General features: G+C 29.6%; 9 protein-coding genes. 2 read left to right on the top strand and 7 right to left on the bottom strand.

Annotated features, from left to right (window positions below):
- Nucleotides 1-65: 65 nt before the first annotated feature.
- The 7 genes from AABI72_RS01950 to AABI72_RS01980 form a co-directional block, all read right to left on the bottom strand.
- Complete coding sequence (locus tag AABI72_RS01950; protein ID WP_338363879.1) at nt 66-503, bottom strand: SRPBCC family protein; 438 nt, start codon at nt 501-503, stop codon at nt 66-68.
- A complete protein-coding gene (locus AABI72_RS01955) occupies nt 493-795 on the bottom strand; it encodes an HU family DNA-binding protein (protein WP_338363880.1) in 303 nt (100 codons plus the stop codon). Before AABI72_RS01955 ends, AABI72_RS01950 begins: the two co-directional genes overlap by 11 nt.
- A gap of 21 nt (nt 796-816) precedes the next feature.
- Nucleotides 817-1,731 carry a signal peptide peptidase SppA gene (sppA, locus tag AABI72_RS01960; protein ID WP_338363881.1) on the bottom strand — a complete coding sequence of 305 codons (915 nt, stop codon included), beginning with the start codon at nt 1,729-1,731 and terminating at the stop codon, nt 817-819.
- A 15-nt stretch (nt 1,732-1,746) separates the two neighbouring features.
- Nucleotides 1,747-3,357: a 30S ribosomal protein S1 gene (locus AABI72_RS01965; protein WP_338363882.1), complete on the bottom strand. Its 1,611-nt coding sequence runs from the start codon at nt 3,355-3,357 to the stop codon at nt 1,747-1,749.
- A 20-nt stretch (nt 3,358-3,377) separates the two neighbouring features.
- On the bottom strand, nt 3,378-4,004 hold the full coding sequence (gene cmk, locus AABI72_RS01970; protein ID WP_338363884.1) for a (d)CMP kinase: 627 nt from the start codon (nt 4,002-4,004) through the stop codon (nt 3,378-3,380).
- Entirely contained in the window at nt 4,001-4,294 is a 294-nt protein-coding gene (rpsT, locus tag AABI72_RS01975; RefSeq protein WP_338363887.1) for a 30S ribosomal protein S20, read from the bottom strand. The genes cmk and rpsT overlap by 4 nt, the downstream gene beginning before the upstream one ends.
- An 86-nt stretch (nt 4,295-4,380) precedes the next feature.
- Entirely contained in the window at nt 4,381-5,613 is a 1,233-nt protein-coding gene (locus tag AABI72_RS01980; RefSeq protein ID WP_338363889.1) for a lipoprotein-releasing ABC transporter permease subunit, read from the bottom strand.
- 148 nt (nt 5,614-5,761) lie between these two features.
- Between AABI72_RS01980 and AABI72_RS01985 the strand changes: the two genes are divergently transcribed.
- Both AABI72_RS01985 and AABI72_RS01990 read left to right on the top strand, forming a co-directional pair.
- Nucleotides 5,762-6,580, top strand: a complete 819-nt coding sequence (locus AABI72_RS01985; RefSeq protein ID WP_338363891.1) for a hypothetical protein — start codon at nt 5,762-5,764, stop codon at nt 6,578-6,580.
- A gap of 22 nt (nt 6,581-6,602) precedes the next feature.
- Nucleotides 6,603-7,068 (top strand): hypothetical protein (locus tag AABI72_RS01990; protein WP_338363893.1); only part of this gene is annotated, 466 nt, incomplete at its 3' end.

Below are 7,068 nucleotides of genomic sequence, written 5' to 3' on the forward strand. Positions count from 1 at the left end.
TTTTTAACATATTAAATTTAATAATAGTTAATATTATTAAATTTAATATGTTAAAAATTTAAATTTTAATTAAACAATTTTCTAGCATAAACCTCAAAAGCATCTATTGTATAACTCTTATTTTTTTTTAATGCAATTGCTGCAGCTTTTTCCATCCATTGATTATGAAGCTTGTACTCTAGCTTATGCCTGACCATAGTAGTGTAATTATCTATTTTAATAAACTCCCATTTTACCTTTAATAAAATAAAAGGTCCATTATCTGAAAAGATATATATAGTAGACTGAGAATACATGTTGACATTACAATCATAAGAAAAACTTATTGGCCCACGCCCAACTAACATTTTAACAGTCATACTATTTTTATGGACATTATAAATTTCAGCACATTTTACATAATTTAAAATTTTTGGATAATTTGCAACATCTGCTACTGCATCATATAATAATTTTATTGGCAGATTGACCTTTTTGGCATAAGTTATAACTCTAGCTTTCACAAGAAAAATGACATATGCTTGAATAATTTATATCTTGCAGCAATTTGCATGATGGCTTAAAATAAGTCTTAAAATAACTTTCAACATCCATATTTTTAAGCGTTGATGGATTGATTGTTGTATAACTTTTATGCAATTTTACAGAAAATACACCAAAATCATGTAAAGATATCTTTTTATCACTTTTAAGTATTTTTGTCATTTCATAAAAAAATATTTTTAACATCTCATTGATTAATTCATCATCTAAAAAAATTTTTTCTGCTATTTTTTGTACAAATAAATTATTCACTATAAGCCTTAAATTAATAGTTCATTGAACATAAAGTGCTTGCAAACCTAATTCTAAAGAGGATGATCCCTTGTTAAACAATGCTGTAATTTTTTTTGGCAAAATATTATGTGAAAAAAATGACTTACTTTTTATTTCAAAATTACGTACAGGATAATTAATAGATTTTTCTTCTTTCAACCATGATAACACATCTTGCTCATTTCCAATTTGATCTATAAGATTAAAATTTAGTGCTTGGCGTGCTGTATAAACTCTACCATCTGCTATTTTTAATAACTTATCTCTTGATATATTGCGATTCTTTTCTACAAGAGAGAAAAAATATTGATATATATCTGATATAACTCCATCAATTGCCTTTCTACCATCTTCTGAAAATTTTTCAAATGGTGATGGTACTGCTTTCAAATATGGTTTTTTTATCACTAGTGGATTAATTCCTAATTTTTCAAATAAACCAGTGAACTCTAAGCTATTTATTACCACTCCTATTGAACCAGTTAATGTTCCTTCGTGTGCAAATATCCTATCAGCAGCTAAAGATAAAAGATAGCCGCCAGATGCTGCAATTGTGCCCATTAATACCACAACTGGTTTTGTCTCATTTATGTAGCTAATATCATTGTACAATATCTCACTTCCAACTACTGACCCACCTGGACTGTTTACATTTATCACCACAGCAGCACAATGTTTATTGTTACGCAAATCTTTTAACAAAGAATTACGATACTCAGCTTCAGTTATTACTCCATCTATTGTAACTCTTGCAATCCAATGGTTAGATGCAGCAGGATTTACACTTTTTATGTTGTTGTTAAAAATAAAAATAATTAACAAAAAGAAAAAAAGTATAGCCAGAACTCTCCATTTCACTATCTTAGATCGCAGTGATTGCATACTAAGCAAAAGATCTATGGTTGGAAATGACATAAAAACCTCATTACTTTAGCTGTGTTGTATTGGTGTTAATAAAATTAATCTTCTGTCTGGATCTATTTCAACAACTTTGGTCATAATTTTTACTCCAGCTAATGGCACTTTTTCACCAAAATCCTCTGTTTTAATCATACCATCAACACCTTTGCTTATTGTTACAACAATGAAATCATCTTTTTCTTCTGATATAGTGCATTCAACAGTTTGTTCAATATTCATATTTTGTAATGCATCTTCCATTGGATCATATTCTACTTGCTTAATACCAACTGATATTTTTTCTTTTGTAGGGTCAATATTGAGTATCTTAACTTTTACCCTATCACCTTTTTTATAGTTAAACAACTCTTTATCTGGATTGTCACCCCAAGTAATATCACAAACATAAACTAAACCATCTACTTGCTCATTGTCAAACCCAATAAATATGCCAAAATCAGTTATATGTCTAACAGCACCCTCAACTATTGAGCCACATTTATAATTTTCAGCAAATTTTACCCATGGACTGTCAGTGCAACGCTTAATACTTAAGCTAATTTTATTTTTCTCCTCATCTATACTCAAAACCTCAATCATAACTTTTTGGCCTTTATGCAGAAGATCACGTGGATTATTGTTAAATTTTAGCCAACTAATTTCTGAAATATATACCAAACCTTCTATACCATCCTCAAGCTCTACAAACACTCCATAGTCCGTTAAATTTGTAACAATACCCTCATGTCTTGAGCCAATAAGGTATTTATTTGATAGTCCAATCCATGGATTCTGTTCAACTTGCTTAAGTCCTAAAGATATTCTATTTTTAACCTTATCAAATCTAATTATTTTTGTCTTAAGCTCTTGACCTATGCTTAGCAACTCAGATGGATGGTTAATTCTTCTCCAAGCAATGTCAGTTACATGCAACAATCCATCAATACCACCTAAATCTATAAATGCACCATAATCAGTGATATTTTTTATCACACCATCCACAATATCACCTTCAGATATATTAGCTAACAGCTTACCACGTAATTCATTTCTCGATTCTTCTAGAATTGCTCTACGTGAAACAACTATATTTCCCTGTTTTTTATTCATTTTTAAAATTTTAAATAACTGTGGTTTATCCATTAATGAAGTCATGTCTTTTACTATCTTTACATCAACCTGACTACCTGGCAAAAATGCTACAACACCCTGTATATCAACTGTAAAACCACATTTAACTTTACCAAAAATAACGCCTTCAATAGTATCACCATTATCTGCTATTTTTTCTAATTTACCCCACATCTCTTCTCTTAAAGCTTTCTCACGGCTAAGAGATGCCATGCCATCCAGTCCTTCTATGCACTCAAGATAGACTTTAACTACATCGCCAATTTTAATTGACTCACTATCTTGTTTACCCAGAGCAAATTCACTAATTGGTATTTTGCCCTCTACTTTCATACCAATGTCTACTATTGCTTCTTTGCCATCCATTCCTATTATTACACCTTGGATTAAATTATTTTCTCTATTTTTCAAAAAAGCAGAGTTATCTAATAGATTTTCAAAATTTTCATCAACTGCTACCAGCTCTGTAATTGATGGATTGTACCTACGATTACTATAAATATAACTCATAATATAAACAAACCTCCTAATTAATCTTTAGATTGAATACTTTTAATAGCAAAATTTAAAACCTCTTCAGAAGTAAGATGTGAGGCATCTATAACCACAGCATCATCACTAATCTTAAGCGGTGCCACAAGACGATTGAGGTCATTTTCATCTCTTTGCTTTAAAAGCAGCATTATAGAATCAAGATCACAATCTATGTTTTTAACTTTCAGCTCATTAAAACGGCGCTGAGCTCTAATACTCAAGTCAGCTGTAATATAAAACTTATAACTAGCATCTTTTAGAATAACTGAACCTATATCTCTGCCATCTAATACAGCACCATCTTTAGAAAAAGATCTCTGCCATTTAACAAAAATATCTCTAACATCAGGAATAGCTGATACCATAGAAGCAACACGTGCAACATCTTCAGATGAATTTCTTATAGAACTTAAATTGTATTGAAAAGTTTTGGCTAAATTTATTACTGATAACTTATCTTGTGGATCAATTAATTTCTCCATAACTAGTGCAGCAAAGCTACGATACATAGCACCAGTATCTAGATATGGCAAGTTATAATAATTAGCTAAACCAACAGCTAAAGTACCCTTACCAGATGAAGATGGTCCATCTACAGCTATTGAGAAATTAACACTCCTCAAGCTTCACCTCCACCAACTATAAAAGCACCTGGCATTGCTTTAATTTTTGCTGATAATTTTTTAATTTTTCTTGATACTGTATTTAACTTATAAACACCTTTAGAGTGTGAACTTTGCATTATAGGTTGAGCTAATTTAAATTCTTCCTGTGCTTTTGCTTTATCCCCAGATAATATTGCCTTTTCTACTTTTTTTATAAATGTTTTATATTTGCTTTTTATAGCCTTATTGCGCGATGCACGATTTATAATTTTTCTTATCATTTTTTTAGCACTATGAGTGTTACTCATTTTGTATAAGCTCATTTAAATTAAAAAAAATATTATTATAGAATACATAAAATGATATATATTGTCAATACACAATGCTAATAAAACTAGTAAAAACGCAGTAATTGACTTGGTGCAGTTTTTGCAGCCTTTAATGCTGGAATAATTGTAGCAGTTAGTGAAAAAAACATAGTTAGTAATACAATAGTTAGAACATCATTAAATTTTACAATTGCTGGCAAATGATTTAAGAAATAAATCATTGGATTAAATAAACTAATATTCAGCTTATTTTCTAAAAAAATTCTAATATTATCAATGTTAGAAGCCAGAACATAACCACTAATAACTCCAATTAGCACGCCAGATGCACCAATAAATAAACCTGATAAGATAAAAATTAAAGCAATACTTCTCTTGCTAAATCCAATTGTTCGCATAATGGCTATGCTGTTCATTTTATCATGCACTAAAATCATTAAACCAGAAACAATGTTAAAAGTTGCTACAAGTATAATTAATGTGAGTATTGTAAACATTACAGTTTTCTCAATCTTTAAAGCATTAAAAAAACTAGAGTTTTTTTTACGCCAATCATAAACCAATGAATCTGGCATAAATTGTGATATATAGTAACTAATTGATGATGTTTTTCTATCATCTGTTAAAAATAAATCAATTCCAGTAATCTTATCATCATCAAGGCCAAAAAATTTTTCTGCAACATTCAATGGTATATAAACAAATGAGCTATCATATTCATACATTCCAATATCAAAAATTGCATGAACTTGCAAATCTTTAATTTTTGGCAGTGATCCAAAAATACTTACTAATGTATTTGGTGATAACAATCTAACACTATCACCAACAGATACACCAAGAGATTCAGCTAACCTTGCTCCTAAAACAATAGGTGTCTGATTGTCTTCAATGTTTGCTGATGTTATAAATTTACCAATCATAGGATGCTTGCTAAGTAAATTATAATCTACTCCATTAACTAACACACCAAAAGCATTGTTATCTTTTACAATCATTGCTTGTGTTGTAATGTTGGGCAATACTAAAACTATATCATTCATTTGATTCAAATCATGCAATAAATTACTATGATTAGATATGGTGTCATCAATACCTTCAATACTTACATGACCATTAACGCCTAATACTCTGTCTAATAATTCTTTTTGAAATCCAGACATAACAGCCATAACAACAATAATAGCTGCAACACCTAATGCTATGCCAATTAAAGAAAAAATATTAATAAATGAAACAAATCTATCTTTTTTTTTAGTAAAAATATAGCGAATAGCTATGCTTATCTCAAGAAGCATTTTATTTAATATAGTATGCTACTGTTTAACAATTTACAAGTTAATATTAACACTATCTTTACATTGCAGAATATAAAGAGTAGATTGAGTTTTATAGTTAAGTAGATAAAATAAATAAAATACAATCATTCAATCCAAACAAACTTAAATGCGACAAATTTTAAAAAATATACTATCAAGGATAATGCCATCATCCACAATATCTACATGTCTTGGTATAGGTTTTTTGCCAGAATGGCAAAAACATTGGGCAGCTACATTAGGTGCTCTATTTTGTATAATTTTTATTGGCATTAAAGCTGGTGAGTTGCATCATACTGTTTTTGATGTTTCTAAAGTAGTTCAAATTGTTGACATTGCATCAACTCTTTTGACTATTGCTGTGTTTAGCTATTTCTTGGGTGCAATTGCAAAATTTTTATACATGATGCGGGATGGTGCTGATGAAGAAAAGTGTGTTATTGATTCATTTAATGGAATGATATTTATTTGTGGATTCTCACTTATAGCTATTTTTTCTATACGAAATCTAGGTGTTGGTGCAACTAATATTATTTGTGAAGATTTTTTGCTATGCAACAGTTTTTTTCGTCATTTATTCTACTCTATGCTACCATTAACCATAACATTTAGCCTGTATAGATTAATGAGCGTGGCACAATTATGGCCATGCAATAAGCTAAATACCACTCTATCTAATCAGTTTGCAAAAACATTATCTAATATAATAATGTCAATATATGCCATAATATTAATATATGTATTTGCCTTTGTTTTTTTTGGGCTTAATGTTATAGATACTATAGTTTTTTTTAAACTGCTGTATAAAACAACTACTGTTAAAATTATAAAAACAATCAGCCTGTTCTTAAATTTTAGTGATCAGAAACAACTGTATGACATACTAACTGATTTTGGTGTTATTGGAATATTATCTAGATTGGGTTTTATTAAACTTGATGAGTAATATTAAATTTTTAGGTTATTAAATGAAAATAAAAGCAATGTCACTTGTTGAACTATCTGTTGCTATGGCCATTATAGCTCTTATTATAACAACTACTTTAACAGCATTTTCTTTAATTTATAAAACCACTGTTTTAGAAGCTATACGCTCCATTACAACATTAGAGACAAAAACAGCAGAATTTCAAGCAACTTTTGGTAGATTACCAGGAGATATGGAGTATGCTACAGATTATTGGAATTTAGACGAATTTAAAAGTTTTTGCCAATATAAAAATTCTTCCAATATATCACTTAATATTGCCAAAGGGTTTGATGGTGATGGTGATGGCTATGTTGATATTGAAAAAAATAACATAAGCTCAACTGATAATTTTACAGAATCATCAGCTTTTATGTGCCACTTACGCTTAGCAGATATGATTACACACAATCCAGTGGTAGTAAAATTAGTCAGTACACAAAAACAAATCAATAACCTTGCCTTGC

This window comes from Candidatus Xenohaliotis californiensis, from assembly GCF_963930935.1.
Taxonomy (GTDB): Bacteria; Pseudomonadota; Alphaproteobacteria; order Rickettsiales; family CAWVOK01; genus Xenohaliotis; species Xenohaliotis californiensis.

Bases quoted from the DNA above. Each gene is read 5' to 3' on its own strand.
- AABI72_RS01985 (WP_338363891.1), top strand. From the start codon at position 5,762: ATGCGACAAATTTTAAAAAATATACTATCAAGGATAATGCCATCATCC.
- AABI72_RS01980 (WP_338363889.1), bottom strand. From the start codon at position 5,613: ATGCTTCTTGAGATAAGCATAGCTATTCGCTATATTTTTACTAAAAAA.
- rpsT (WP_338363887.1), bottom strand. From the start codon at position 4,294: ATGAGTAACACTCATAGTGCTAAAAAAATGATAAGAAAAATTATAAAT.
- sppA (WP_338363881.1), bottom strand. From the start codon at position 1,731: ATGTCATTTCCAACCATAGATCTTTTGCTTAGTATGCAATCACTGCGA.
- AABI72_RS01965 (WP_338363882.1), bottom strand. From the start codon at position 3,357: ATGAGTTATATTTATAGTAATCGTAGGTACAATCCATCAATTACAGAG.